The following is a 25,945-nucleotide window of genomic DNA, read 5'->3' on the forward strand; positions in this document are numbered from 1 at the left end:
CTCGGCTGAGCTGCGGCACAGCCACACCACACGACCGCGACACCGCACCACCACGACCGCGACACCAGGACGGAAACACAGGCACATGCGACTCGAGCTCATCCGACACGGACAGACCGACTGGAACAGCCAGGACAAGCTGCAGGGGTCGTCGGACGTCCCGCTGAACGACACCGGCCGCGGGCAGGCCCTCGAGGCCGCGCGCGTGCTGGCCGGCGCCGAGTGGTCGGCGATTGTGTCGTCGCCGCTGATGCGCGCACGCGAGACGGCTCAGATCATCGCGAGCGAGCTCGGCATCGAGCTCGGCGACGCCTACGACGAGCTGATCGAGCGCGACTACGCGTCGCGCGAGGGCTGGGTGCCCGACTCCCCCATCCCGGACGAGCCGAACGAGTCGTTCCCCGACATCGAGCCGCGTGAGTCGGTCGCCGCACGCGGCCTCGGCGCGCTCGAGATGATCCGCGACACCCGCCTGCCCCTCGACGGCCCCGACGCGCACATCGTCGTCGTCTGCCACGGCACGATCATCCGCTTCACCCTGGCCGCGATCATGGGCGCCGAGGTGCCGCACATCGAGAACGCCGCCGCCAACACGGTCGAGTGGGACGGGTCGGCCTGGAAGGTCGTCTCGATCAACGACCGCACCGTCTAGGCCGCAGAGCCCGTCGAGGCCGGCGCACGCCGTCTAGGCCACGGAGCCCGTCGCGGCCGCGGTCCGCTGGTCCGGCGTGCGGTCGGTGACGACCCGCTGGCCGACGACGGCGCTCACGCCGTCCTGGCGCATCGTGACGCCGTAGAGCGCGTCCGCGATCTCCATCGTGCGCTTCTGGTGCGTGATGACGATGAGCTGGCTGGTCTCGCGCAGGTCCTCGAAGATGGCGAGGAGGCGGCCGAGGTTCGCGTCGTCGAGTGCCGCCTCCACCTCGTCCATGATGTAGAACGGGCTCGGCCGGGCCTTGAAGATGGCGATGAGGAGCGCCACGGCAGCGAGCGAGCGCTCCCCGCCCGACAGCAGCGACAGGCGCTCGATCTTCTTGCCGGCCGGTCGCACCGTGACCTCGATGCCGGTGGCCAGGAGGTCGTCGGGGTCGGTGAGCAGCAAGGACCCGCTGCCGCCGGGGAACAGCACCGGGAACACCCGGTCGAACGCGGCCTGCGTGTCCGCGAACGCGCTCGCGAAGACGGTCTGCATCTTCTCGTCGATCTCGTCGATGATCGCGAGCAGGTCGCGCCGCGTCCGCGTGAGGTCGGCGAGCTGCTCGGTGAGGAACGCGTGGCGCTGCTCGAGGGCCGAGAACTCCTCGAGCGCGAGCGGGTTGACCCGGCCGAGCTGGGCGAGCTTGCGGCTCGCGGCCTCGAGCCGGGCGGTCTGCTCGGCGCGGTCGAAGGGCGTACCCGCCGCCGCGTCGCCGTCGAACGCCCCGGAGTCGTTCCCCGACGTGACGTCCTCGGGCACGAGCACGTCGGGGCCGTACTCGGCCACGAGCACCTCGTCGTCGAGCCCGAGCTCGGACGCAGCGCGCTCGAGCAGCTGCCCGAGGTGCAGCTTCTTCTCGTAGATCTCCATCTCGAGGCCGTGCACGTCCTCGGTCACGCCGTGCAGTCGCTCCCGGAGGGCTCGCTCGTCTCGTCGCAGCGCCGCGAGCTCGTCGTTCTGCTGCGTGCGTGCCGCCTCCTGCGCGGCGAGCTCCTGCCGGGCCTCGGCCAGCGACCGACCGACGGCGTCGAGCACCGAGGGCAGCCCCGCGAGCACTGCGGAGGTACGCCGCATCTCGCGCTGCCGGACGACGGTGCGCCGGGCGTGCTCGTCGGCGGCGGCCCGCTGCTCGTCGAGCTGACGCTTCAGGTCGACGGCGCGGGCGGCCTCGGCACGGACCCGCTCGCGGACGGTCTCGAGCTGCACCCGGCGCTCGATCTCCGCGGCCCTCGCCTGCTCGACCTCGGCGAGCACCCCGTCGCGGGCCGAGGCGTCGAGGATCGGACGCGGACGCGAGGCGTGCTCGTCGTGCTCGGCCCGTGCCGCGTCGACCGCGGCCTGGGCCGCGACGGCTCCCTGCTCGGCGGCCGCCAGGGACTCGCCGAGGCGTGCCTCCTCGGCCTCGGCCGCGTCGACCTGGGCCCGCAGGCGTGCCAGCTGCTGCTCGACGGCCGCGGCCGCCGCCTGCTGCTCGCGGGCCGCCCGGGCGGCTTCCGCGGCCGCCCGAGCCTCCTCCGCGGCCTGCTCGCGGGCCAGGCGGGCGGCCTCCGCGGCCTGTGCCCGGGACGAGGCCAGCGCCTCCTCGGCGGTCGTGTGCAGGGCGGAGAGCCGGCTCGCCGCGGCCTCGACCTCGCCGAGGCGCTCGGCGGCGGCGTCGCGCTCGGCGACCAGCTCGAGGCGCGAGCGCTCGGCGCCCGAGCCGCCGCGGAGGACGAAGTCGGTGAGCACCTCGCCCGAGCGCGTGATGACGGTGACCGGCAGGGGGTGCGCCGAGAGCGCGGCCCAGGCGGCCCGGGCCGTCGTCAGGTCGTCGGCGACGACGGTGCTCGCGAGGAGGCCCAGGACGCCCGGAGGCGCGTCGACGACGGAGGAGGCGGCCACGGCTCCCGAGGGCAGGTCGACGGCGAGCGCGGGCAGGACCCGCTCGGGCGCCGCCACGACGACCTCGACGCGCCCCAGCTCGGCGTCGGTCGCGTGCGCGACGGCGGCGAAGGCCGCGTCGAGGTCGTCGACGAGGACGGAGTCGACCACGCTGCCGAGCGCCGCAGCGACGGCGGCCTCGTAGCCGGGCCGCACCTGCACGTGCTCGGCGACGGCGCCGCGCACCCCCGGGCGGTCGGCGGCGACGAGGGCCGTCGTGCCGTCCGCACGGTCGAGGGCCATCGTCAGCGCGGAGCGTCGGGCGGCCAGCGCGTCACGCTCGCGCTCGGCCGCGTGCAGGCGGCCGCGAAGGGCGTCGACCTCGGACTGCAGCTCGGCGGAGGCGCGCTCGGCCTCGGCGCGGACGGCCTCGTGGTCGACGGGGTCGCCACCAGCCCCGTCGGCCCCCTCGCCGACCCCGTCGGCCGTGTCGTCCGCGTCGCTCGTGTCCTCGTCCGTGTCGTCGGGACCCGCCGACGCGCCCGCCAGTTCCTCCTCGAGCTGGGCGAGCTCGGCCCGGCCCGCGTCCCGGCGCGCGACCGCCGCCTCCCGCGCCGCGCCCTGGCGGAGGACCTCGCCACGGACGGCCGCCAGCCGCGACTGCGCGACCTCGAGGGCGCCGCGGAGCTGGCCGAGGAGGAGGTCGTGGCGGGAGATCAGCGCGCTCTGGGCGGCGATCTCGTCGTCGAGCGCCTCGAGCACGGCCCGGGCGGCGACCGTGGCGGCCCGCGCCTCGGCGAGGGCCTGCTCCGCCTCGGCCACGCCTCCCTGGAGCCTCTCGGCCTCGTCACGCGCGTCGGCGACCATGCCGGCGCTCACGGTGCTGGGCAGCTCGGGCTGGTCGGACTGCTCGGCGAGCAGCTGGAGGCGCTGCCGCGCGAGGCTCGACGTGCCGCGGAGCCGCTCCTCGACCGACTCGAGGCCGAAGGCGACCCGGCGCGCCTCGTCGACGGCGTCGCCGACCATCTGCTGCTCGAGGCGCTGCTCGCGGGCCTTGGCCTGGTCGAGCTGCTCCTGCAGCACGTTCCGCTCGCTGCGGCGCTCGGCCTCGCTGCTGGACTGGCGGACGACCACGTCGCGCAGCGCCACGACCTCGTCGGCGAGGAGGCGCGCCTTCGCGTCGCGGACCACCGCCGCGATGGTCTGCGCCTCGCGAGCGACCTCGGCCTGGCGGCCCAGCGGCTTGAGCTGGCGCCGGATCTCGCCGGCGAGGTCGCTCAGCCGCGTCAGGTTCGCCTGCATGGCGTCGAGCTTGCGGAGGGTCTTCTCCTTGCGGCGCCGGTGCTTGAGGATGCCCGCCGCCTCCTCCACGAAGCCGCGCCGCTCCTCCGGCGTGGCCCGCAGCACGGCGTCGAGCTGCCCCTGGCCGACGATCACGTGCATCTCGCGGCCGAGGCCGGAGTCGCTCAGCAGTTCTTGCACGTCGAGCAGCCGGCAGCCCTCGCCGTTGATCGCATACTCGCTGCCCCCGTTGCGGAAGAGCGTGCGGCTGATCGTGACCTCGGCGTAGTCGATCGGCAGAGCGCCGTCGGCGTTGTCGATGGTCAGCACCACCTGTGCCCGGCCGAGCGGGCCCCTCGTCGACGTGCCGGCGAAGATGACGTCGGCCATGGTGCCGCCGCGCAGCGACTTGACGCCCTGCTCGCCCATCACCCAGGCGAGCGCGTCGACGACGTTGCTCTTGCCCGAGCCGTTGGGGCCGACGACGCAGGTGACGCCGGGCTCGAAGGCGAAGGTGGTCGGCGAGGCGAACGACTTGAAGCCCTTGAGGGTGAGGCTCTTCAGGTGCACGCGCCCCTCCTCCCCTGCTCCAGGTGACGTGTCGACACGATCTGCGGCGTCCCTCCGAGGATAGGCGAGCGCGGGCCCCGGCCCCGGGAGGCGCGGGCAGGGCGGCGCACGCCGGCGCGGCTGCCGCGCGGTGTCCGCGAGGGCGGGAGGCTCAGGCCGTGCGGACCCGCTGGCAGCGCGGACAGAGGTGGCTCGACCGGTTCATGAACGCCTCGCGCACGATCGCGGTGCCGCAGCGCGGGCACGGCCGCCCCTGTTGCCCGTAGGCGGCGAGGCTGTGGCTGAAGTACCCGGACTGCCCGTTCACGTTCACGTACTGCGCGTCGAAGCTCGTGCCGCCCTCCCCGAGGGCCTTGAGCAGCACGGCCCGGACCTCGGACAGCAGGAGGCGCGCCCTGGCCCGCGAGAGCGCCTCCGTCGGCTGCTCGGGGTGCACGCGTGCCGCCCAGAGGCTCTCGTCGGCGTAGATGTTGCCGACGCCGCTGAGCAGGCCCTGGTCGAGCAGCGCGCGCTTGACCCCCGTGCGGCGGGCCAGGAGGCGGGTCACGACGGCGGACTCGTCGAAGGCCGGGTCGAGGGGGTCGCGGGCGATGTGCGCGACCTGCTGCGGGACCCGCAGCGCCCACGCGGGAGCGGCGGGGACCGCGGACGAGGCCGCAGGGGCCGCGACCGACGGGGCCGCGGCGGCGGCGCGTGCCGCGTCGTCGGCTGCCGCCTCCGGCGACCCGAGCAGGTGTGCCCCCGCGTAGCCGGCCGCACGGCCGTCGGGCGTGGGGACGGTCTCGTCGAGGGCCATCGACCCGAAGATCCGCTGGTCGACGAACGCGAGCCGCACGCGACCGAGGCTCGGGCTGTCGACGTCGAGCCGGATGCGCATCAACCGGTCGGCCGGGTGGTCGGAGCTGCGGAGCAGCACCTGGCCGCTCATGCCGAGGTGGGCGACGAGGGCGAGGGGGTGGTCGTGCCGCTCAGCTGGCTCGAACGGGAACCAGAGGAACTTGCCGCGGCGGACGGCCGAGTCGAGGGTGCCGCCGACGAGGCGGTCGACGAAGTCGACGGACGGGCCCCGGTGCCGCTTGAGCGAGCGCTCGTCGAGCACGGTGACGCCCGTGACGACGGAGCCGGCCACGACGGGCGCGAGGCCCGCACGGACGACCTCGACCTCGGGGAGCTCGGGCACGGGCTAGCGGTCGGTGCTCGAGAGCCGTGTCCAGGCCTCGAGCGCCGCGGCCATCTCGGCCTGCTTCTTGCTGCTGCCGGTGCCGTGGGCGACGTCGTCCGGCGAGTCGCCGAGCCGCACGGCGGCGTGGAACCGCTTGTCGTGATCGGGCCCGCTGTCGGTCACGTGGTACGACGGCATCCCCCGGCCGCGGGCGGCGCTGAGTTCTTGCAGGCTCGTCTTCGGGTCCATCGCGGCGCCGAAGCGCGCGGGGTCGACGAGGAGCGGCGCCACCAGGCGCAGCACGAAGGCGGTCGCGACCTCTCCGCCGGCGTCGAGGTAGGTCGCGCCGATGATGGCCTCGACCGTGTCAGCGAGGATGGACGGCTTGTCGCGCCCGCCGGTCAGCTCTTCGCCGCGGCCGAGGCGCAGGTGTGCGCCGAGCCCGATGTTGCGGGCGATCTCGGCGAGGGCGACCGTGCTCACGAGGCTCGCGCGGCGCTTGGCCAGCTCGCCCTCGTCGAGGTCGGGGTTCTCGGTGAAGAGCATGACCGTGACGGCCTGCCCGAGGATCGAGTCGCCGAGGAACTCGAGCCGCTCGTTGTTGGCGATGCCGCCGTGCTCGTAGGCGTACGACCGGTGGGTGAGGGCGAGCTCGATCAGGTCGGGGCGCACCTCGATGCCCAGCTGCACCAACAGATCAGCCCGGTCGGCACAGAGGCTCGACACGGGCTGATCGGGGTGTGACGGTGTCACGGGTGACGTGGTCACGGGAGACGGGTTCAGACGTCGGCGACCTTGCGGCCCTTGTACTCCATGTACAGGGCGGTGCCGGCGCTGTCCTCGACGACCTTGGCACGGTGCGGGAGGCTGTAGGTGACCTTGCCGTTCTCGATGGTCTTCACCAGCTGGACGGGAGTGGCCTTCCACTGCGACCGACGTGCGTGGGTGTTCGAGCGTGACTGCTTCCTCTTGGGAACGGCCATGAGGTTCTCTTCTCTGTTGCGGCCCCCGCGGGGGCCTGGGTCTGACGTGGGTGGGTGACGCGGGTGGTCTCAGGCAGACGTGTCGGGCTTCGACTCGTTGTCGGTGACTGCCCTGCCAACTGGTTCTTGGAGGACCGGTGCCTGTTCAGCGTGGAACCCTGCGAGGGCCGACCACCGGGGATCGACGCCTTCACGGGGCTGGTAGTCGGGGATGTCCTCGACTCGTTCGCCCGTCACCGGGTCGAGTCCAGGGCAGTCCGGACGACAGACCGGCTGGAAGGGCAGTGACAGGACCACTGCGTCTCTGACGACAGGTTCAAGATCGACGTGGTCTTCGTGAACCTGGTAGTCAAAAGCTTCGTCGACATCGTACGCGAAAAGCTCGGCGATATCGACTTCGACAGGCTCGGCGATGGGCTTGAGGCAGCGGCTGCACTCGCCGGTCGCGGTGCCGCTGACGGTCGCGGACACGAGGATGCCGTCGTGCAGGCCCTCGAGCCGCACGTCGAGATCGAGCACGGCGCCCGCCTGCACGGCGACCTGGCCCTCGCCCAGTCGCTCGGGGACGACGACCTCGATCGAGTGCTCGCGCATCTCGCCCGCTCGGTGCAGGAGGTCGTAGACCGACAGCGTCCAGGGGGTCTTGGTGTAGTGAGGCACGAGGGAAGACTCTACGCGCCCACGCCCGATCTCGCCTCCGACGGCCTCACGAGCGAGCGCGGGGCCAGGGTCGCCGCCACGCGGCGGCCGGGAGGCGAGGAGGCGCGGAGGGCCCGCAGCACCCGTCGAGCGTCGTCCGCGACAACGGCCCCCGCGGGGTCGCCGCCGAACCGCTCCGCCTCGAGCGCCGCCGACAGCGAGGCCAGGGCGCGCCGCGCCTCCTCGTCGGGACGGGTCGCCGAGCGGAGGACGCCGTCGAGCGCGGCTGCGGCCGTTGAGGGCGTCGCGCCGGCCGGCGGCGCCACGCCGAGGTCGAGGGCGGTGTCGAGCACCTCCCGCCACGCGCCGAGCGCCCGGTCGGGCGGACTCGCCGTGAGCCGTCGTCGACGACGGGCCAGGCGCATGCCGGAGGGAACGACGAGCAGGGCGGCGAGGACGGCGAGGCCCAGGGCGCCGCCGGCCACGGCGACAGGGCTCGAGGCACCCGACTGAGCGGACGCGCCCTGCGTCTCCTCCGCGCCGGGCGTCGGGCCGGCCGCGCTCGGCACGGCGGAGGGCTCGTCTGCCGAGGGCTCGGGGGTCGCCTCGTCGGGCGCGCTGGGCGCGGCCGTCGGCTCGACGCCCGTCTCCTGCAGGTACGACTGCGGCGTGCCGAGCCCGACGGTCGGCTCGAAGGGCAACCAGCCGAGGCCCTCGAAGTACAGCTCGGGCCAGGTGTGCAGGTCGTCGCTGCTGACGGCCCGGGCGGTCTCGTCGCCGAAGCCCGTGGGCGTGCCCGGCAGGAATCCGACGGCCATCCGCGACGGGATGCCCAGCGTTCGCGCCATGACCGCCATGGCGGAGGCGAAGTGCACGCAGTACCCGCTCTTCACCTCGAGGAACCGCTCGACGGCGTCGAGGCCGTTGCCGTCGTAGCCCTCGTCGACCGGGGTGTCCTCCGAGTAGGTGAAGTCGCCGTCACGGAACCAGTCCTGCAGGGCGACCGCGGCGTCGAAGGGGTTCGCGGCGTCGGCCGTGACCTCGGCCGCGAGGTCGGTGACGGTCTGGGGCACGCCGTCGACCGAGAGGTACGTCGACATGTCGGTGCCCTGGTCGCTCAGCGCGGCGACGACCTGCTCAGGGCTCGGGTCGACGGGGCGGCTCTCGACGGTGTACTCGAGGCCCTGGGTGCTCTCGCTGGTGCTGCGCACCGTCACGCCCGACTGGTCGACGAACGACCAGCCGTCGTCGAGGCCCGTGATGGTCTGCGGCGGCACGGGCACCGGCAGGTAGGGGCTGCGGAGCGCACCGATCTGCACCTCCGTGCTGACGACGCGACGCGAGGTGCCGTCGGCGATGCCCGGCGCGTCCGGGATCGCCTCGAGGCCGTCGGCGGGGTCGATCTCGGCGTCGGCGGGGCTCCAGGTGCGGCCGCTGAAGTCGACGAGGTCGACCAGCTTCAGGTAGGTGCCGTCGGCGTCCGACGAGCGGTAGGTGAGGACCGTCAACGGGGCGCCGCGACGGAGGTCGTCGCCCAGGTCGACCACGGGGTTGACCCCGGTCGCGAGCCCGGTGCCGGTGCCGACGCCGGTCAGCGGGGCGACGCCGCCGAAGGGCACCACCGCCGTGAGCAGGGCGGCGACGCCGACGGCCGCGACTCCCCCGACGGCCGTCGCCCGGGTGGGGCGCCGCCCGGTCGAGACGGCCAGGAGTGCGATCCAGCAGAGCACGGCGATGACGACCCAGGGCCAGCGGACGGCCGTGCCGGGGACGAACGAGGGCACGGCGAGGACGACGGCGGGGAAGGCGCCCGTGAGGCCGGGCATCCGGCCCACGGTCGACACGAGGTCGCTCACCACGGCCACGCCGAGCACGGCCGCCACGACGACGGCGAGGAGGCCGTCCTGCACCTCGACGGGCGCGGTGCCCTCGACGATCGTCGTCGTCGCCTGGTCGCCGAGGTCGCGGAGGCGCTGCAGGGTCGCGGCCGTCGGCACGACGCCGAGGACGGCGGTGCCGCCGGAGACCAGCGCCGACGTGACGAGGACGCCCGAGACGAGCCCGGCGACCCAACCGAGCACCGGCCCGGCCCCGAGTGCCCTGGCTCCGAGGGAGGCGCCCAGCACGACCGCGGCGACCCCGGCGCCCGCGAACCACCAGCCTGCCCCCTGGAACAGCGAGGAAAGGCTCGCCAGCGACGCCGCGAGGGTGAGCCAGACGAGCAGGCTGGTGAGCCAGCCCGTCGGCGGGGAGGTCGGGCGTCCACGAGCCGACGAGACCCGGTCGGGCGGGCGCGGACTCGACGTCCGGGGTGCCGGAGAGCCGGCACGGCCGCCGGTCGCCGTGCCTCCGTTGCGCGTGCCGTCAACCATCGAGCAGCCCTGCCCCTCGGACGACGTCCGCGACGGCGTCGCCCGCCCCTGCCTCGACGACCCGCCACCGGGAGCTCCGCAGCGCGGCCGCGACCTCGTCGGGGCCGAGCGGCGCGTCGCGGGCGTCGCCCGTGGCCGGCCGCCCCGTGTGGGTGAAGCCGAGGGTCGGGGAGACCACGACGGCGACGGCGGACGCGCCGACCGCGCGTGACCGGAGCAGGACGTCGAGGTCGCGGCGCCGGAGGCTGGACACGACGGCGACGACCGGCTCCCGAGCCGCGGCGGGCGGTGCGGGCGGCCCGGCCGGGTCGTCGAGGACGACGTCGGCGAGCGCGTCGAGGAACGCGGTCGTCGTCTCGGGGTCGTGCCGGGCGACGAGGTCGCCGTCCGGCGTCGTCAGGAGGGCGACGGACCCCGCGTGGCCCCACTCGACCGCGAGCGTGGCGACGACCGACAGCGCCCACTCGAACGCGTCGCTGTGCCGGCCCGCGCCTCCCGGCCCCGTCGTCGCGTCGTCCCACGACCCGAGCGAGGTCGGCAGGACGAGGCGCACGTGCGGCAGGCCGTGCTGTTCCTCCTGGCGGACCATCAGGTCGTCGTGCCGCGCGGAGGCCTTCCAGTGCACGCGGCGCATCGGGTCGCCGCGACGGTACTCGCGGGTCACGGGGTCGTCCTCGGCGCCCGTGAGGCTCTGCCCGCGCTGGCGGCGGGCCCCGTCGCCGAGGGCCCGCGACTCGCGCGCGAGCCCGAGATCGAGCACCTCGGGCACGACGACGAGCTCGTGCGTGCCGGGGACGGTCGTCCGGCGCCGTCCGACGCCGAACGACTCGACGAGGTCGACGGTCAGCGGGCCCACCCGGTGCCGGCCCCGGACGAGGTCGACGTGGCGGAACACGGCGGTGGAGGCGCGACCCGGCTCGAGCGCGACGGTCGCGGACTCGGCTGACGGACCGCCCCTCCACGGCAGGCCCTCGCGCAGCACCACGACCTGGCTCCTGCCCCGGGGCGTGAGGGAGAGCGTCTCGACGACCGACCACCCGGCGACGCCGCGGCCGGGGCTGAAGCGCCGGGCCACGTCGAGGTCGGGGCGGCGGACGACGAGGGAGACGAGCACGACGACGACCAGGAGCACGAGCACGAGCCCCGCGAAGACGAGGGGCGTCGAGTCGAGCAGCACGCCCGACACGACGACGACGCCGCCGGCGGCGACCACGCCCGCTCCCCGCGCCGTGGGGCGCGGCGCCTGCCCGAGAGCCACGGTCAGCGCGCGTCGGCGGGGTCGCCGAGCGGCACGTCGGTGGCCTCGACCACGTCGGCGACGAGGTCGTACGCCGCCGTGACGGCCCCCGCCCCCGCACGGCCGGCGAGGATGATGCGGTGGCCGAGGACGGGCCCGCTCAGGGCGTCGACGTCGTCGGGCACCACGAACGAGCGGCCGTTGAGGGCCGCCCACGACTTCGCGGCTCGCATCAGCTGGAGCGTCGCACGGGGGCTCGCCCCGAGCCGCACGTCGGGGTGCACCCGGGTCGCCTGCACGATGCGCACGGCGTACCGCTCGACCGCCTCGGCGGCGTAGACGCCGCGGACGGCGGCGATCATGCGGGTCAGGTCGTCGAGCGAGACGAGGGGCTGGAGCACGTCGAGGGGGCTCGTCCGCTCGCGCTGGCGGAGCATGCGCAGCTCGCTCTCGGCGTCGGGGTAGCCGAGCGAGATCCGGGCCATGAAGCGGTCGCGCTGCGCCTCGGGCAGCGCGTAGGTGCCCTCCATCTCGACCGGGTTCTGCGTCGCGACGACGAGGAACGGCTGCGGCAGGGGGTGTGTGATGCCGTCGACGGTGACCTGTCGCTCCTCCAGGCTCTCGAGCAGGGCGGACTGGGTCTTGGGCGACGCCCGGTTGATCTCGTCTCCGATGACGACGTTCGCGAAGACGGGGCCGGGGACGAACTGGAAGCCGCCCCGCTCCCGGTCGTAGACCGAGACGCCCGTGATGTCGCTCGGCAGCAGGTCGGGCGTGAACTGGATGCGCGTCACGGTCGCGTCGACCGCCTTCGCGAGCGCCCGGGCGAGCTGCGTCTTGCCGACGCCGGGGACGTCCTCGATCAGGAGGTGCCCCTCGGCCAGCAGGACGGTGAGGGCCGTGCTGATGGCCCCGTCCTTGCCGTCGATCACCGTGGCCACGGCCTCGAGGATGCCGCGCGCCTTCTGCTGGACCTCGTCGAGCGACATCGGCGGACCCGCGACCGCGGCCTCGGGCCTGCGGCGGTCGCGTCGAGCGTCGCTGCCGGGGGTGCTGGTCGTGGTCGTCGTCATCGTCGTCGTCTCTCGGGTGCCGGGCGTGATCTGGATCGGTCCGTGGTGCGTCGTGTCGTGTTCGGAGTGCGGTGCGGCTGAGGTGGGTCGGTGTGCCAGGTGGGCCGGGTCGGTCAGCTCGTCGCGAGGTAGTCGGCGACGGCCGTCGGGACGTAGGGCCGGACGTCGCCGCCGAGCGACGCCACCTGGCGGACGAGCGAGCTCGAGACGTGGGCGTGGGCCGGGTCGGGGAGCAGGAACACGGTCTCGACGCCGGCCAGGCTGCGGTTCATGATGGCCATCGGCGTCTCGTACGCCACGTCGACCTGGGAGCGGATGCCCTTGACGAGGACGGACGCGCCCACCTCGGTGCAGTAGTCGACCAGCAGCCCGACGCTCCAGCTGTGCACCGAGACGGTGCTCGGCAGGCCCGCGTCGCGGAGGGACCGCTCGAGCAGCGACACCCGCTTCGGCAGGGGCAGGAGAGCGGTCTTGTCGGGGTTGTGCACGACCAGCACGTGGACCTCGTCGAAGATGCCCGCAGCCCTCGCGATGACGTCGACGTGGCCGAGGGTGACCGGGTCGAACGACCCCGGGACGACGGCGATCCTGCTCATCCCGTCACCCTAGCCGGTGGCTCCGGAGAGACCCTCAGCCCGCCGCCATGAAGTCGCGGCTCGAGTCGTCGAGCCGACGCGCGATGGCCGCCGCGAGCGCGGGGTGCTCCCCCAGCGACGGATCGGCGTCGAGCAGCTCGGCGGCGTGCTCGCGGGCGATGCCGATCAGGTCGCCGTCGGTCGTCACCCGCAGCAGGCGCAGTGACGACCGGCCGCCCGACTGGAGGCTGCTGAGGACGTCGCCCTCGCGCCGCAGCTCGAGGTCGACCTGCGCGAGCTCGAACCCGTCGAGGGTGGCGGCGACGGCGTCGACGCGCTCGCGTGCCGTGGAGTCGACGGGCGCGTGCGTCACCAGGAGGCAGAGGCCGGGGTGACCGCCCCGGCCGACCCGGCCGCGCAGCTGGTGCAGCTGCGAGATGCCGAACCGGTCGGCGTCGAGCACCACCATCGTGGAGGCGTTGGGGACGTCGACGCCGACCTCGATCACGGTGGTCGCCACCAGCAGGTCGATCTCGCCGCGGGCGAAGCGCTGCATGACGTCGTCCTTCTCGTCGGCCGACATGCGGCCGTGCAGCGGCTCGACCCGGGCGCCCGCGAGCACGGGCAGCGAGCGGGCGAGGGCCGTGACGGCCTCGACGCTGGCGCGCTCGGGGGAAGGAGGCGCGCCTCCTGCGGTCCCGTCGGTCGCGGCGGAGCCTGTGCTGCCTGCCTCCGGCCCCCCGGCCCCGGCGGCCGGCTCGCCCTGCTCGACCGTCGCGGCGTCGATGGCCGGGCAGACGACGAAGACCTGGCGCCCCTTCGCGATCTCCTCTGCGGAGCGCTGCCAGATGCGGTCGGCCCAGCCGGGGCGGTCGGCGAGGGGCACGACGAACGACTCGATCGGCTGTCGGCCGGCCGGCAGCTCGGTGATCGTCGACACGTCGAGGTCGCCGAAGACCGTCATCGCGACGGTGCGCGGGATCGGCGTCGCCGTGAGCACGAGCACGTGGGGCGGTGCCGCGCCCTTGCGGCGGAGCGCCTCGCGCTGCTCGACGCCGAACCGGTGCTGCTCGTCGACGACGACGAGGCCGAGGTCCCAGAACTCGACGGCGTCGCTGATCAGCGCGTGGGTGCCGACGACGATCCGGGACTGCCCGCTCACCACGGCGAGGGTGGCCTTGCGGCGCTCGGCGGTGCTCATCTGACCGGTGAGCAGCACGGGGCGCAGCTCGGCGGCGAGGTCGGGGCCGAGCGACCGGACGATCGAGCGGAGGTGCTGGCCGGCCAGCACCTCGGTCGGGGCGAGCAGCGCCGACTGGCCGCCGCTCTCGGCGACCGCCAGCATCGCGCGCAGGGCCACGAGGGTCTTGCCCGAGCCGACCTCGCCCTGCACCAGGCGGTTCATCGGGACGTCGGCCGCGAGGTCGCGGTCGATCTCGGAGCCGACGAGCACCTGGTCGGAGGTGCGCTCGAACGGCAGCGCCGCGTCGAGGCGCTCGAGCAGGCCGCCCGGCCGTGCCGAGCGCGCCGTCGCCTTCGTCGTGCGCAGCAGGGCCCGCTGCTGGAGGAGCGCGCTCTGCAGCACGAACGCCTCCTGGAACCGCAGGGCGTCGCGGCCCCTCAGGTGGTCCCTGTCCTTCTCGGGCCGGTGCACCAGCTCGAGCGCCTCGCGGAGCGGCACGAGCTCGAGCTCGGCCCGGACCGGGGCCGGCACGGGGTCGTCGAGCGGCGGCAGCGTGTCGAGCACCACCTCGACCGACTTCTGCACCTGCCAGGACGCCACGGAGGCGCTGGCCGGGTAGATCGGGATCGGCTGCCGGGCGAAGGCCTGCGCCTCGGCGTCGCCGACCCCGGCCACCGCCTCGTGCGACGCGTCGAACAGCTCGTAGTCCGGGTGCGCCAGCTGCCGGAGGCCGCGGTAGTCGCCCACCTTGCCCGCGAAGATGCCGCGCGCTCCGGGCACGAGGTCGCGCGAGCGCCAGGCCTGGTTGAAGAACGTCAGGGTGAGGATGCCCTCGCCGTCGCCGATGCGCACCTCGAGGATCGACCCCCGCCGGGCCCGCATGGTGCGCTCACGCACGTCGAGGACCTCGGCCACGATAGTCACGGACTCGCCGAGCGGCAGCGAGTCGAGCGCCGTCAGCTCGCCGCGCCGGGCGTAGCGCCGCGGGTAGTGCGACAGCAGGTCGCCGACGGTCCGCAGCCCGAACGCCTTCTGCATCGCCTGGGCCGTGCGGCCGCCGAGGGCGCTCGAGAGCGCGGCGTCGAGCGGCGACGGGTCGGGCAGGGGCGCGGGCACGTCCCCACGCTACTGCGCGCCCCCGACAGGGCCGGGTCGTCCGCGGAGCCGGCCCCGCGCCTCAGAGCCGGAACGAGTACCCGCCGGAGGCGCGGGTCGACGCCGCGAGCGCGGTCACGTGCCGGTCGTCGTTCACCTCGAGCGCCCGCAGCTGCCGCGCGACCTGCCGTGCGGACTGCTTGCAGAACCCGATCGCCAGGTGACGCTCGGCGTCGGCGTCGGCCCGCGCCTCCTCGAGGGCGACCGAGGCCCGCGACAGCACGGCCGTCTGCGCGTAGATGCCGGACGCCGCGTCGGCGAGGCGTTTCTGTACGAGCTGGGCCTCCTGCACCCGCTTGCCGTGCTTGCGGAGGGCGCCCTCGGCCCGCTCGCGCAGCTGGGAGACCTGCTCGCCCACCTGGGCCGCGGCGCGCGCGAGCTGCGGGTGCACGCCCACCGGCCGCTCGGGCCTGATCCGACGCTGCACGCGACCTGCCACGTACGGCGCCAGCACGCCCATCGCCCGGCCGGGGTCGCCGATGCTGAGGGAGGTCACGTCGGGCAGCTCCTCGCTGAGGGCCTTGAGCCCGTTGAGGGCGACGAAGGCGCGGAGGACGTCGTTCGCGCCCTCGAAGATCGGGAAGATGCGGAAGTCGCGCAGGGCCTTCGACAGCGGGTGCCCCTCCATGTACGCCTCGCCGCCGTGCAGCTGCACCGCGCGGTTGAGGGCGTACCAGCCGGTGTCGCTGGCAGTGACCTTCGTCATGGCCGACTCGAGCGCGAAGTCGGTGTCGCCGCGGTCGACGAGCCCGGTGGTGAGGTACGACATCGACTCGACGCCGTAGATCTGCTGCGTCATCCACGCGAGCTTGTCGCCGACCATCTCGAAGTCGGCGAGCGGCCTGCCGAACTGGTGACGCGCCTCCGTGTGCGTGAGGCTCAGCTCGAGGAACCGCTTCATGCCGCCCGCGATGGCCGTGCCCATCGACATGCGGCCGTTGTTCAGCGTGTTCACCGCGATGCGGAAGCCGTCGCCCGGCTCGCCGAGCAGGTTCTCGGCGGGCACCCGCACGTCCTTGAAGTGCACGCGCTGGAGGTGGTTGGCCTTGAGGCCGTGGGTCTCGAAGCGGGGGCCGGTGCTGAGCCCGTCCATGCCCTTCTCGACGATCAGGGCCACGTGCCCGAGGTCGCTCTGCGCGAAGACCGTGAGGACGTCCTTGTCGCCGTTGCCGATCCAGCGCTTCTCGCCGTTCAGCAGCCAGCTCCCGTCGGCCTGCCGCTCGGCCCGGGTCTCGAGGGCGAAGGCGTCGCTGCCCACGTTCGGCTCGGTGAGGACGAAGGCGGCCAGCTTGCGGCCGCTCGCCAGGTCGGGCAGCCAGCGGGCCTTCTGGTCGTCCGTGCCGAAGAGGTGCAGCGGCTTCGTGCCGATCGACTGGTGCACGCCCATCACGGTGGCGAGGGTGCCGTCGACCCGGCCGAACTCCTCGTAGACGCGGCAGTAGGCGCTCTGGCTCAGCCCCAGCCCGCCGTACTCCTCGGAGACGAACAGGCCCATCAGCCCCCGCTCGCCGAGGGCCCGCACCGTGTCGTCACCGATCCAGCCCTCGCGCTCGGCCCGCAGCGGGTCGTAGTCGGCCAGCACCTCGCGGGCCGACGCCGAGACCGTCTCGACCCTGGCGGCCTCGGCCGTGGTCATGTGCGGGTACGGGAACGCCAGCTCGGACGCGATCCGCCCCGCGAAGAGCGACTTGGTGAAGGAGGGCCGGACAGTACGATCGACGCTGGTCATGGGGGCGATCGTGCCCGCAGGGGTGCCGGCCGACAACTCGCTTGTGCGGGTCCCACGACCGGTCGCGCGCCTCCTCGGGGCCGCGTTGTCGACTTGCTCGAACGGCTGCGGCGATGGACCAGGATGGGGGCGTGTCCCGCATCATCTCCGGCTTCGCCGACAACCTGACCCTGGCCGTGCCGAAGACGGGCACCCGACCCACGAGCGACCGGGTGCGCGAGGCGCTGTTCTCGTCGCTCGACGCGCGCGACGAGATCACCGGGCGCCGCGTGCTCGACCTCTACGCCGGCACCGGTGGGCTCGGGCTCGAGGCCGCGTCGCGGGGGGCCGCCTCGGTCGTGCTCGTCGAGAAGGCGCCGGCCGCCGCGAAGGCACTGCGGAAGAACGTCGACGCCGTCGTGGGCCGGGCACCCGCCGGGAAGGCACCCCGGGTCGACGTCGTCGCCCAGCCGGTCCGGTCGTACCTGAGCGGCGGCGCCGCCCTCGTCGACCTGGTCTTCTTCGACCCGCCCTACGAGCTGTCGGCGGCCGAGCTCGCGGCCGACCTCGCGGCGCTGCTCCCGTCGCTGGCCGAGGAGGCGCTGGTCGTCGTCGAGCGCGCCTCCCGTGACGGGGAGCCCGGCTGGCCCGACGGGCTCACGCTCGACGCCCGCAAGTCGTACGGCGACACGACGGTCTGGTTCGCGACGCGCGACGCCTGATGCCTGACGCCTGAGGCCGGACGCCCGAGCAGCGGCGGGAGCAGGTCAGCCCTGCTGGCCGGTCCAGAGTCGGTAGGGATCCCAGCCGCCGGGCTCGCCGAGGTCGTGGCCGTCCACGGCGACGCGAGGGGCGCCTCCTGCGAGGTCCCGCACCGTGCCGAGCGGGCGGAAGCCGCCGGGGAGGTCCGCGTCGGCAGGGAACGTCGCGAGCAGGGAGTGGTCCTCTCCCCCGGCCAGGGCGGCGTGCGGGTCGGCTCCCAGGGCCGCGGACTCGAGGTCGAGCACGACACCGGAGGCGCGGGCCAGCCGGGAGGCGTCGAGCGCGAGGCCGTCGGACAGGTCGAGCATCGCCGTCGCCCCGGCGAGGGCCGCGGCGGGCCCGTCGGCGATCGGCGGCGTGGGCGCCAGCTGCCAGCCGACGTCGGCGTCGCGCTCGCGCACCTCACGGGCGAGGGCGGCGTCGGGGACGCCGTCGTGGTCGACCCCGAGGCGGAAGAGCAGGTCGAGGCCCCGGGCGGCCCGGCCGAGCGGGCCGGACACGGCGACCACGTCGCCGACGCGGGCACCGTCGCGGCGGACCGGGTCGTGACCGTCGAGGTCGCCGAACGCCGTGACCGCCACGGTGAAGACCGCGGAGACGGAGAGGTCGCCGCCGACGACGCCGCAGCCGGGCGCCATGGCCGCGCACGCGTCACGGAGGCCGTCGGCCAGGCCCTCCAGGTCGGCCACGGGGGTGTCGCCCGGGACGGCCAGCGCGACCACGAGGGCGGTGGGCCGGGCGCCCATGGCCGCCACGTCGGAGAGGTTCGAGGCCGCGGCCTTCCAGCCGAGGTCGTGCGGCGTCGACCAGGCCCGCCGGAAGTCGGGCCCGTGCACCATGAGGTCGGTCGTCACGACGAAGCGGCCGTCGGGCGCGGCGACGACGGCGGCGTCGTCGCCCGGGCCGAGCTGCGTGTCGAGACCGCGGGGCAGGCGGGGCAGGATGCGCGCGAGGGTGGCCAGCTCGCCGGCGGCCTCGACGGTGTCGGCGTTGCCGGCAGCGTCGGCGGTGTCGGCGGTGTCGGCAGCGTCGAGAGACCTGGAGGATCGTTCCATGGGGTCGACGGTAGCCTGGCCGGGATGTCCGCTCCGTCCCGCCGCCTCCTGCACCCCTCCCTCGTCGTCGCGCTCGGCGTCGTCGCCGCGTCGATCCTGTCGGGATGCACGGCCGCCGTGCCGATGCAGTCGGCCGACGGCGCGAACGACCCCGACTGCGCCCAGGTCGTCGTGCACCTGCCCGACACCGTCGGGCCCGACAGCCAGCCGCAGCAGCGGCGCGAGACCGATGCCCAGGGCACGGGCGCATGGGGCACGCCCTCGACGGTCCTGCTGCGCTGCGGCGTCGAGTCCCCCGCGATCTCCGACCTCCCCTGCAACGACGTCCAGGGCGTCGACTGGCTCTCTGACGACGGCCCCGAGGACGGGGACACCTTCACGTTCACGACCTACGGCCGCACGCCGGCCGTGCAGGTCGTCGTCAGCGCCGAGGTCGGCAGCACGGCCCTCTTCGACCTCGCCGACGCCGTCGGCTACCTGCCCGAGGACGGCCGCGGCTGCGTCGGCGTGGACGACCTGCCGAGCGTCGGCGACCCGGCCGACACCTCGACCGACGTGCCGTCGACCGACGTGCCGTCGACCGACGTGCCGTCGGAGACGCCCGCTCCCTGAGCCGGCCCACGGCCCAGCCGCCTCGCTCGCCATCCGGCCGCTGGTCCGTCGCCCCGGCGAGCAGCCACTACTGCACCGGCTTTCGTACACTGCACCGGGTCTAGACGCGGTGCAGTGTACGAAACCCGGTGCAGTGCGGGGACCCGGTACGGCGTACGCCGCAGGGCGCTCCGGCGCGGGCGACGAACGGCCGGCTCAGCGGTCGGTGGCGAGCCCCAGCTCGACGAGCTCGGTGATGAGCTCGGGGTAGCTCAGGCCGCTCGCGAGCCAGCAGGCCGGGAACATCGAGATCGGCGTGAAGCCGGGCATCGTGTTGACCTCGTTGACGACCCAGCCCTCGTCGGTGAGGAAGAAGTCGACGCGGGCGAGCCCGGTGCCGTCGATCGACTCGAAGGCGAGGGCGGCGAGCCGCTGCATCTCGGCCAGCTCGTCGTCCGACAGGGGCGCCGGGCACAGCAGGTCGGCGCCCGCCCCGCCCAGGTACTTCGACTCGAAGTCGTAGAAGGTCTCGTCGCTGAGCACGATCTCGCCGGCGACCGAGGTGCGCGGGGCCCCGCCGTCGCGACCGCCGAGCACCGCGCACTCGATCTCCCGACCGACGACGCCCGCCTCGACGAGCACCTTGTGGTCCTCGGCGAGGCCGACCTGCATGGCGGCGGCCAGCTGGTCCGGGCGGTCGACCCGCGAGACGCCGACGCTCGAGCCGGCGCGGGCGGGCTTGACGAAGAGGGGGAAGCCGAGCGAGGCGACCTCGGCGGCCACCGCCTCCGGGGCGTTCGTCCACTCGGTCCGTCGCACCGTGCGCCACGGCGCGACGGCGATGCCGGCCTGCTGCAGCACGGTCTTCGTGAAGTGCTTGTCCATGCCGACGGCCGACGCGAGCAGGCCCGCGCCGACGTAGGGCAGCCCGACCAGCTCGAGCAGGCCCTGCACGGTGCCGTCCTCGCCGAACCGGCCGTGCAGGATGGGGAACACGACGTCGACGTCGCCCAGCAGGCGGACCCCGCCGTCGGGCTCGACGACGCTCAGCCCCCGGCTCGCGGCGGTCTCGGGCCAGCGCACCCGGGTGCCGTTGTCGCGCACCTCCGGCAGCGACTCGGCGTCGAGGGCGAAGAGGGCCGCGTCGTCGGGCTGCAGCGTGAAGGCGCCCTCCCGGGTGATGCCGACGGGCACCACCTCGAAGCGGTCGCGGTCGATCGCGGCGAGCACGCCCCCGGCGGTGGCGCAGCTGATCGAGTGCTCGCTCGAGCGGCCGCCGAACAGGACGACGACGGTCTGCTTCTCGACGCTCGCCGGGGCTCCGGTCGCAGGGGCCGCGGTCGTGGCGGGGGTGGTGGTGGTCATCGAGGGGCCCTTCGGGTGGTTCGGCGCCGCCGGCCCGCGTGAGCAGGCAGGAGGCGCGGGTCGCGTCCGTGACGGACGCCGCGCCTCCTGCCGCTACTCGCCCTGGGGCTCGTCGGTCTCGGTCAGGTGCGGCGCGATGTTCCGCGGGTCGAGCGTACCGGCGAGCACCTCGGCGACCTGCTGCACGATGGGCATGTCGACCCCTCGCGAGCGAGCCAGCTCGAGGATCGGCGCGACGGAGCTCAGCCCCTCGGCCGTCTGGTTCATCTGCCGGACGACGTCGCCGAAGGCGTAGCCCTGGCCGAGGAGGCGGCCGGCCGTGTTGTTCCGCGAGAGCGGCGACTCGCACGTCGCGATGAGGTCGCCGAGGCCCGCGAGCCCCGCGAGCGTCTCGGCCTTGGCCCCGAACGAGACGGCGAACGAGGTCATCTCGGCCAAGCCGCGGGTGATGATCGACGCCTTCGTGTTCTCGCCGTAGCCGACCCCGTCGACGATGCCGATGGCGACCGCGATGAGGTTCTTGAGGACCCCGCCGAACTCGGTGCCGATCACGTCGGTGTTCACGAACGAGCGGAAGTACGGGTTGGTCGCGGTGGCGGCGACGAGCGTCGCGGTCTCGAGGCTCTGCGACGAGACCACGGCGGCGGTCGGCTGGCGCTTCGCGATCTCGAGGGCGAGGTTCGGGCCGGACGCGACGGCGATCAGGTCGGGGTCGATGCCGAGTTCCTGCTCGATGACCTGGCTCATGCGCAGGCCGGTCGCCTTCTCGACGCCCTTCATGAGGCTGACCACCGGGACGCCGCGCGGGACGAGCTCGCGCACCGCGGCGAGGTTGTCGCGGAGGGTCTGGCTGGGCACCGAGAGGTAGACCTGCTCGGCGCCGCGGAGCGCCGCGGCCACGTCCGGCGTCGCCACGAGGGTGCGGGGCAGGTTGATGCCCGGGAGGTAGTCGCTGTTGCGCTTGCTCTCGGTGATCTCACGCGCGACCTCGGGACGTCGGGCCCAGAGGGTGACGTCGGCCCCGCCCTCGGCGAGGACCTTGGCGAACGTGGTGCCCCAGCTGCCGGAGCCCAGGACGGCCACCGTGCGGGGCACGGCGCTGCGCATCACGACCGAGATCGCCTCCGTGGTGACGGCGCCCTCCCCGAGGGCCCCGATGGCGTCCTCCCTCGTCCCGGCGCCTCGACCGCCGTCGCCGGTCACGTCGCGGTTGCTGTCGTCACGGCTGCTCTCGTCACGGCTGCTCAAAGCGTCCGGTCTCCTTCTGGTGCTTCGTGTGCGGGTCCCACGGCTCGGCGGGCGCTTCCTCGTCGCGGAGGCTGGCCAGCAGCTCGGTGATGCGCTGCATGACGAGGGCCGTGGCCTCGGTGTAGGCGGCCTGGTCGAGGTGGCGGCCCCGCCACGGCGACAGGTCGACGGGGTCGCCGATCGCGGCCACGATGCGCTTCCGCGGGAACAGGCTGATCTTCGCCGAGTAGCGGCCCATCACGTGCTGGCTGCCCCAGTGGGCCATCGGGATGAGCGGCACCCCCGCCTGGAGGGCGAGCCGGACGGCACCGCTCTTGCCCTTCATGGGCCACAGGTCGGGATCGCGCGTGAGCGTGCCCTCGGGGTAGATGATCACTCCCCCGCCGCTGGTCGCCAGGGCACGCCCGGCCTGCAGGGGGTCGCTGTCGTGCGTCCGGCCGCCGCGCTCGACGGGCACGTGGCCCATGGCGCGCATCAGCGAGCCGAACACGGGCACGCGGAAGAGCGACGCCTTGGCCAGGAACCGCGGCACGCGTCCGAGGGTCCACATCAGCCGCGCCACGACGACGGGGTCGATGTTCGTGTAGTGGTTCGGCGCGAGCACGAAGGCCCCCTCGGCCGGGAGCTTCTCGGCGCCGCGCACCTCGATGCGGGCGAGCCGGTCGAAGAGCGGCGCGCCGACGGCGGCGACGCCCCGGAACACAGCGCTCTTCTCCTTGCCGCGGCCGAAGCGGCCGACCTGGCGAGGCGTCTGGACGAGGGGCGCGTCGACCCCGCCGGCCGGCGGGGTCGGCGAGGAGGCGTCGCTCACGTCGCGATCAGCCCTGGAAGTCGAAGTCGGCGCCCAGCTTGCGCAGCTTCGCGATGAAGTGCTCGTAGCCGCGGCTGATGATGCCGACGTTGCTGATCTTCGACTCGCCCTCGGCCGTCAGCGCGGCGATGAGGTGGCTGAAGCCGCCGCGCAGGTCGGGGACGCGGATGTCGGCGCCGTGCAGCGCGGTCGGGCCGTTGATGACGGCCGCCTGCTCGAACTCGCGACGGGCGACGCGACGGTCGTGGCCGGGCAGGCCCTCCTTGTGGACCGTGATGTCGGCGCCCATGTCGTTCAGCGCCTCGGTGAACTGGAAGCGGTTCTCGTAGACCGTCTCGTGCACGATCGAGGTGCCCTGCGCCTGGGTGAGCGCGACGATGAGCGGCTGCTGCCAGTCGGTCATGAAGCCGGGGTGCACGTCGGTCTCGACGACGACGGGCTTGAGCTCGCCGCCGGGGTGGAAGAAGCGGATGCCGTCCTCGTGGACGTCGAAGTCGCCGCCGACCTTGCGGAAGACGTTGAGGAACGTCATCAGGTCTTTCTGGTCGGCGCCCTCGACGAAGATGTCGCCCTTGGTCGCCAGCGCGGCGCTCGCCCAGCTGGCGGCCTCGTTGCGGTCGTTGATGGCCCGGTGCGTGTAGCCGCGGAGCGTCTTCACGCCCTCGATGAAGATGACGCGGTTCGGCTCGACCGAGACGATGGCGCCCATCTTCTGCAGGATGGCGATGAGGTCCATGATCTCGGGCTCGATCGCCGCGTTGCGCAGCTCGGTGACGCCGTCGGCGAGCACGGCCGTGAGCAGGACCTGCTCGGTCGCGCCGACGCTCGGGTAGGGCAGCTCGATGTTCGCGCCCTTGAGCCCGTCGGGCGCGGTGAGGTGGATGCCGTTGTACGACTTGTCGACCACCGCGCCGAAGGCACGGAGCGCGTCGAGGTGGAAGTCGATGGGACGGTCGCCGATGCGGCAGCCGCCGAGGTCGGGGATGAACGCTTCGCCCAGCCGGTGCAGCAACGGGCCGCAGAACAGGATCGGGATGCGGCTCGAGCCCGCGTGCGCGTCGATCTCGGCGAAGTGCGCCGACTCGACGTTGGCCGGGTCGAGGATCATCTCGCCGCGGGCCGGGTCGGTGATGCGGACGCCGTGCACCGACAGCAGGCCGCGGACGACGTTGACGTCGCTGATGTCCGGGACGTCGCGCAGGATGCTCGGGGTGTCGCCGAGCAACGCGGCGACCATCGCCTTCGTGGCGAGGTTCTTCGCCCCGCGCACCTCGATGCGACCGATCAGCGGCTTGCCGCCGCGGATGACGATCTCATCGGACTTCAGGCCGACACGGGCCCCTGCAGCTGCTGCGTCTTGGACGAGAGAGTTCACTTACTTCACCGGCAATGTCTTCGGGCGCCAGGCGGCGCGGCGGGTTTCGAATTCTGTGATCGCGGCTTCGTCGCGGAGGGTCAGTCCGATGTCGTCGAGACCCTCGAGGAGGCGCCACTTAGTGTAGGCATCGACCTCGAACGAGACCGTGAGGTCACCGACCGTGGCGGTCTGCGCGGCGAGGTCGACCGTGATCTCGATGCCGGGGCTCGCCTCGACGACCGCCCAGATCCGCTCGATGTCGTCCTCGGCCACGACGGCGCTCAGCAGGCCCTGCTTGCCCGAGTTGCCCCGGAAGATGTCGCCGAAGCGCGAGCTCAGCACGACGTCGAAGCCGAAGTCGCGGAGCGCCCAGACAGCGTGCTCCCGGCTCGAGCCGGTGCCGAAGTCGGGGCCGGCCACGAGCACTCGTGCGCCCTGGTACTCCGGGCGGTTGAGCACGAAGTCCGGGTCCTGGCGCGCCGAGAAGAAGAGCGCGTCCTCGAAGCCGGTCTTGGTGACCCGCTTGAGGAACTCGGCCGGGATGATCTGGTCGGTGTCGACGTTCGAGCGCTTCAGGGGCGCGGCCACGCCGGTGACGACGGTGAACTTCTGCACTAGGACGCGCCTCCTGCGGTCTGGCCGGTCAGCTCGGCGGCGACCTGGTCGTGGATCGGGGTCGACGAGGCCGCGTCCGCCGCGCCGACGGCGCCTGCCTCGTCGGCCGACAGGTCCCACGGGGACGACAGGGTGCCGCGGACGGCGGTCGCGGCGGCGACCAGCGGCGACACGAGGTGGGTGCGCCCGCCCTTGCCCTGGCGGCCCTCGAAGTTGCGGTTCGAGGTCGACGCGCAGCGCTCGCCCGGGGCGAGCTGGTCGGGGTTCATGCCGAGGCACATCGAGCAGCCGGCGAAGCGCCACTCGGCGCCGAAGTCGGTGAAGACCTTGTCGAGGCCCTCGGCCTCGGCCTCGAGCCGCACGCGGGCCGAGCCCGGCACGACCATCACGCGGACGCCCTCGGCCTTGGTCTTGCCCTGCACGATTGACGCGAAGGCCCTCAGATCTTCGATGCGGCTGTTGGTGCACGAGCCCATGAACACGGCGTCGACGGGGATCTGCTTCATCGGCGTGCCGGCCTCGAGGGCCATGTACTCGAGGGCGCGCTCGGCGGCGGCGCGCTCGTTGGGGTCGACGACGGTCGAAGGGTCGGGCACGGAGTCGCTCAGCGAGACGCCCTGGCCCGGGTTCGTGCCCCAGGTGACGAACGGCTCGAGCGAGTCGGCGTCGAGGAACACCTCGGCGTCGAACACGGCGTCGTCGTCGGTCGGGAGGGTCTTCCAGTAGGCGACCGCCTCGTCCCAGTCGGCTCCGGTCGGGGCGTGGTCGCGGCCCTCGAGGTAGTCGAAGGTGATCTGGTCGGGGGCGACCATCCCGGCACGGGCGCCGGCCTCGATCGACATGTTGCAGATCGTCATGCGCCCCTCCATCGAGAGGGCGCGGATCGCGCTGCCGCGGTACTCGAGCACGTAGCCCTGGCCGCCGCCGGTGCCGATCTGCGCGATGACCGCCAGGATGACGTCCTTCGCCGTCACGCCGGGCCGCAGCGTGCCCTCGACGGTGACGGCCATGGTCTTGAACGGCTTGAGCGGCAGGGTCTGCGTCGCCATGACGTGCTCGACCTCGCTCGTGCCGATGCCGAAGGCCATCGCGCCGAACGCGCCGTGCGTCGAGGTGTGCGAGTCACCGCAGACAACGGTGATGCCCGGCATGGTGAGGCCGAGCTGCGGCCCCACGACGTGGACGATGCCCTGCTCGGCGTCGCCGAGCGGGTGCAGTCGGACGCCGAACTCGGCCGTGTTGCGGCGGAGCGTCTCGATCTGCGTGCGGCTGGTGAGGTCGGCGATCGGCTTGTCGATCGCGAGGGTCGGGGTGTTGTGGTCCTCGGTGGCGATCGTCAGGTCGGTGCGCCGCATCGGTCGCCCCGCCTGCCGGAGCCCGTCGAAGGCCTGCGGGCTCGTGACCTCGTGGAGGAGGTGGAGGTCGATGTAGAGAAGGTCGGGGGCGCCGTCCTCGCCCTTGACGACGACGTGGTCGTCCCACACTTTCTCGGCAAGCGTCCTGCCCACGGGCACGCCCCTCTCCTCGGGTGTCTCGGTCGGAATGATCGTCGAAGTCTACGCCAGCGCCTCCTGGCCCCTGCCCGACGCGCTGCCGGGTGCAACGCGGCCGCGGGCGCCCGGCATTCCCCCGGCGAGCGCCGCGGC

At 73.8% G+C, this 25,945-nt stretch carries 21 protein-coding genes; 3 read left to right on the forward strand and 18 right to left on the reverse strand.

The features are described from left to right. Positions 1 to 85 precede the first annotated feature (85 nt). Positions 86 to 652 (forward strand): histidine phosphatase family protein, encoded by a 567-nt coding sequence (locus tag EDF18_RS03790; RefSeq protein WP_123546445.1) that lies wholly within the window; start codon positions 86 to 88, stop codon positions 650 to 652. A gap of 33 nt (positions 653 to 685) precedes the next feature. Here EDF18_RS03790 and smc read toward each other — a convergent pair whose 3' ends face one another. The 11 genes from smc to EDF18_RS03845 form a co-directional block, all read right to left on the reverse strand. Beyond that, complete coding sequence (gene smc, locus EDF18_RS03795; protein WP_123546446.1) at positions 686 to 4,408, reverse strand: chromosome segregation protein SMC; 3,723 nt, start codon at positions 4,406 to 4,408, stop codon at positions 686 to 688. Positions 4,409 to 4,559: 151 nt separating this feature from the next. Continuing rightward, entirely contained in the window at positions 4,560 to 5,588 is a 1,029-nt protein-coding gene (locus tag EDF18_RS03800) for an Fpg/Nei family DNA glycosylase (RefSeq protein WP_123546447.1), read from the reverse strand. Between the two features lie 3 nt (positions 5,589 to 5,591). Beyond that, positions 5,592 to 6,296 (reverse strand): ribonuclease III, encoded by a 705-nt coding sequence (rnc, locus tag EDF18_RS03805; protein WP_123546448.1) that lies wholly within the window; start codon positions 6,294 to 6,296, stop codon positions 5,592 to 5,594. 53 nt (positions 6,297 to 6,349) lie between these two features. Continuing rightward, complete coding sequence (rpmF, locus tag EDF18_RS03810) at positions 6,350 to 6,553, reverse strand: 50S ribosomal protein L32 (RefSeq protein ID WP_043593937.1); 204 nt, start codon at positions 6,551 to 6,553, stop codon at positions 6,350 to 6,352. 69 nt (positions 6,554 to 6,622) lie between these two features. Next, the gene (locus tag EDF18_RS03815) at positions 6,623 to 7,213 is read right to left on the reverse strand and encodes a DUF177 domain-containing protein (protein ID WP_123546449.1); all 591 of its coding nucleotides are present in this window, start codon (positions 7,211 to 7,213) and stop codon (positions 6,623 to 6,625) included. A gap of 11 nt (positions 7,214 to 7,224) precedes the next feature. Further along, entirely contained in the window at positions 7,225 to 9,564 is a 2,340-nt protein-coding gene (locus EDF18_RS03820; protein WP_123546450.1) for a transglutaminaseTgpA domain-containing protein, read from the reverse strand. After that, positions 9,557 to 10,822, reverse strand: a complete 1,266-nt coding sequence (locus tag EDF18_RS03825) for a DUF58 domain-containing protein (RefSeq protein ID WP_133737744.1) — start codon at positions 10,820 to 10,822, stop codon at positions 9,557 to 9,559. The genes EDF18_RS03820 and EDF18_RS03825 overlap by 8 nt, the downstream gene beginning before the upstream one ends. Before the next feature lie 2 nt (positions 10,823 to 10,824). Beyond that, the gene (locus EDF18_RS03830) at positions 10,825 to 11,790 is read right to left on the reverse strand and encodes a MoxR family ATPase (protein WP_123547275.1); all 966 of its coding nucleotides are present in this window, start codon (positions 11,788 to 11,790) and stop codon (positions 10,825 to 10,827) included. 197 nt (positions 11,791 to 11,987) lie between these two features. After that, positions 11,988 to 12,470 (reverse strand): pantetheine-phosphate adenylyltransferase, encoded by a 483-nt coding sequence (gene coaD / locus EDF18_RS03835; RefSeq protein ID WP_123546452.1) that lies wholly within the window; start codon positions 12,468 to 12,470, stop codon positions 11,988 to 11,990. A 34-nt stretch (positions 12,471 to 12,504) separates the two neighbouring features. Next, positions 12,505 to 14,748, reverse strand: a complete 2,244-nt coding sequence (locus EDF18_RS03840; RefSeq protein WP_255416168.1) for an ATP-dependent DNA helicase RecG — start codon at positions 14,746 to 14,748, stop codon at positions 12,505 to 12,507. A gap of 61 nt (positions 14,749 to 14,809) precedes the next feature. Further along, positions 14,810 to 16,516 (reverse strand): acyl-CoA dehydrogenase family protein, encoded by a 1,707-nt coding sequence (locus EDF18_RS03845; protein WP_148050033.1) that lies wholly within the window; start codon positions 16,514 to 16,516, stop codon positions 14,810 to 14,812. 131 nt (positions 16,517 to 16,647) lie between these two features. Between EDF18_RS03845 and rsmD the strand changes: the two genes are divergently transcribed. Continuing rightward, complete coding sequence (gene rsmD / locus EDF18_RS03850) at positions 16,648 to 17,217, forward strand: 16S rRNA (guanine(966)-N(2))-methyltransferase RsmD (protein ID WP_123546454.1); 570 nt, start codon at positions 16,648 to 16,650, stop codon at positions 17,215 to 17,217. Between the two features lie 45 nt (positions 17,218 to 17,262). On the opposite strand, the gene thiL is transcribed toward rsmD, so the two are convergent. Then, the gene (gene thiL, locus EDF18_RS03855) at positions 17,263 to 18,312 is read right to left on the reverse strand and encodes a thiamine-phosphate kinase (protein WP_123546455.1); all 1,050 of its coding nucleotides are present in this window, start codon (positions 18,310 to 18,312) and stop codon (positions 17,263 to 17,265) included. Positions 18,313 to 18,336: 24 nt separating this feature from the next. Between thiL and EDF18_RS03860 the strand changes: the two genes are divergently transcribed. Then, positions 18,337 to 18,924: a DUF3515 domain-containing protein gene (locus tag EDF18_RS03860; RefSeq protein WP_123546456.1), complete on the forward strand. Its 588-nt coding sequence runs from the start codon at positions 18,337 to 18,339 to the stop codon at positions 18,922 to 18,924. A gap of 195 nt (positions 18,925 to 19,119) precedes the next feature. On the opposite strand, the gene EDF18_RS03865 is transcribed toward EDF18_RS03860, so the two are convergent. The 6 genes from EDF18_RS03865 to leuC all read right to left on the reverse strand — a co-directional run bounded on the left by EDF18_RS03865 (position 19,120) and on the right by leuC (position 25,807). Beyond that, positions 19,120 to 20,268, reverse strand: coding sequence for a D-alanine--D-alanine ligase family protein (locus EDF18_RS03865; RefSeq protein ID WP_123546457.1), 1,149 nt, complete (start codon positions 20,266 to 20,268; stop codon positions 19,120 to 19,122). A 93-nt stretch (positions 20,269 to 20,361) separates the two neighbouring features. Next, positions 20,362 to 21,375, reverse strand: coding sequence for an NAD(P)H-dependent glycerol-3-phosphate dehydrogenase (locus EDF18_RS03870; RefSeq protein WP_123547277.1), 1,014 nt, complete (start codon positions 21,373 to 21,375; stop codon positions 20,362 to 20,364). Between the two features lie 127 nt (positions 21,376 to 21,502). Beyond that, entirely contained in the window at positions 21,503 to 22,327 is an 825-nt protein-coding gene (locus tag EDF18_RS03875) for a 1-acyl-sn-glycerol-3-phosphate acyltransferase (protein WP_123546458.1), read from the reverse strand. Between the two features lie 7 nt (positions 22,328 to 22,334). Further along, positions 22,335 to 23,702 (reverse strand): UDP-N-acetylglucosamine 1-carboxyvinyltransferase, encoded by a 1,368-nt coding sequence (murA, locus tag EDF18_RS03880; protein WP_123546459.1) that lies wholly within the window; start codon positions 23,700 to 23,702, stop codon positions 22,335 to 22,337. Further along, positions 23,703 to 24,299: a 3-isopropylmalate dehydratase small subunit gene (gene leuD / locus EDF18_RS03885; protein ID WP_123546460.1), complete on the reverse strand. Its 597-nt coding sequence runs from the start codon at positions 24,297 to 24,299 to the stop codon at positions 23,703 to 23,705. It lies immediately after the preceding gene. Beyond that, positions 24,299 to 25,807 (reverse strand): 3-isopropylmalate dehydratase large subunit, encoded by a 1,509-nt coding sequence (gene leuC, locus EDF18_RS03890; RefSeq protein ID WP_233569052.1) that lies wholly within the window; start codon positions 25,805 to 25,807, stop codon positions 24,299 to 24,301. Before leuC ends, leuD begins: the two co-directional genes overlap by 1 nt. Positions 25,808 to 25,945: the final 138 nt, after the last annotated feature.

Origin of the sequence: Frigoribacterium sp. PhB107 (genome assembly GCF_003751515.1) — a bacterium.
Taxonomy (GTDB): Bacteria; Actinomycetota; Actinomycetes; order Actinomycetales; family Microbacteriaceae; genus Frigoribacterium.

Excerpts from the sequence above, each read along its gene's own strand:
- EDF18_RS03865 (WP_123546457.1), bottom strand. The coding sequence starts at position 20,268 with ATGACCACCACCACCCCCGCCACGACCGCGGCCCCTGCGACCGGAGCC.
- EDF18_RS03790 (WP_123546445.1), top strand. The coding sequence starts at position 86 with ATGCGACTCGAGCTCATCCGACACGGACAGACCGACTGGAACAGCCAG.
- thiL (WP_123546455.1), bottom strand. The coding sequence starts at position 18,312 with ATGGAACGATCCTCCAGGTCTCTCGACGCTGCCGACACCGCCGACACC.
- EDF18_RS03820 (WP_123546450.1), bottom strand. The coding sequence starts at position 9,564 with ATGGTTGACGGCACGCGCAACGGAGGCACGGCGACCGGCGGCCGTGCC.
- EDF18_RS03830 (WP_123547275.1), bottom strand. The coding sequence starts at position 11,790 with ATGTCGCTCGACGAGGTCCAGCAGAAGGCGCGCGGCATCCTCGAGGCC.
- coaD (WP_123546452.1), bottom strand. The coding sequence starts at position 12,470 with ATGAGCAGGATCGCCGTCGTCCCGGGGTCGTTCGACCCGGTCACCCTC.
- EDF18_RS03845 (WP_148050033.1), bottom strand. The coding sequence starts at position 16,516 with ATGACCAGCGTCGATCGTACTGTCCGGCCCTCCTTCACCAAGTCGCTC.
- EDF18_RS03870 (WP_123547277.1), bottom strand. The coding sequence starts at position 21,375 with ATGCGCAGCGCCGTGCCCCGCACGGTGGCCGTCCTGGGCTCCGGCAGC.
- EDF18_RS03860 (WP_123546456.1), top strand. The coding sequence starts at position 18,337 with ATGTCCGCTCCGTCCCGCCGCCTCCTGCACCCCTCCCTCGTCGTCGCG.
- rpmF (WP_043593937.1), bottom strand. The coding sequence starts at position 6,553 with ATGGCCGTTCCCAAGAGGAAGCAGTCACGCTCGAACACCCACGCACGT.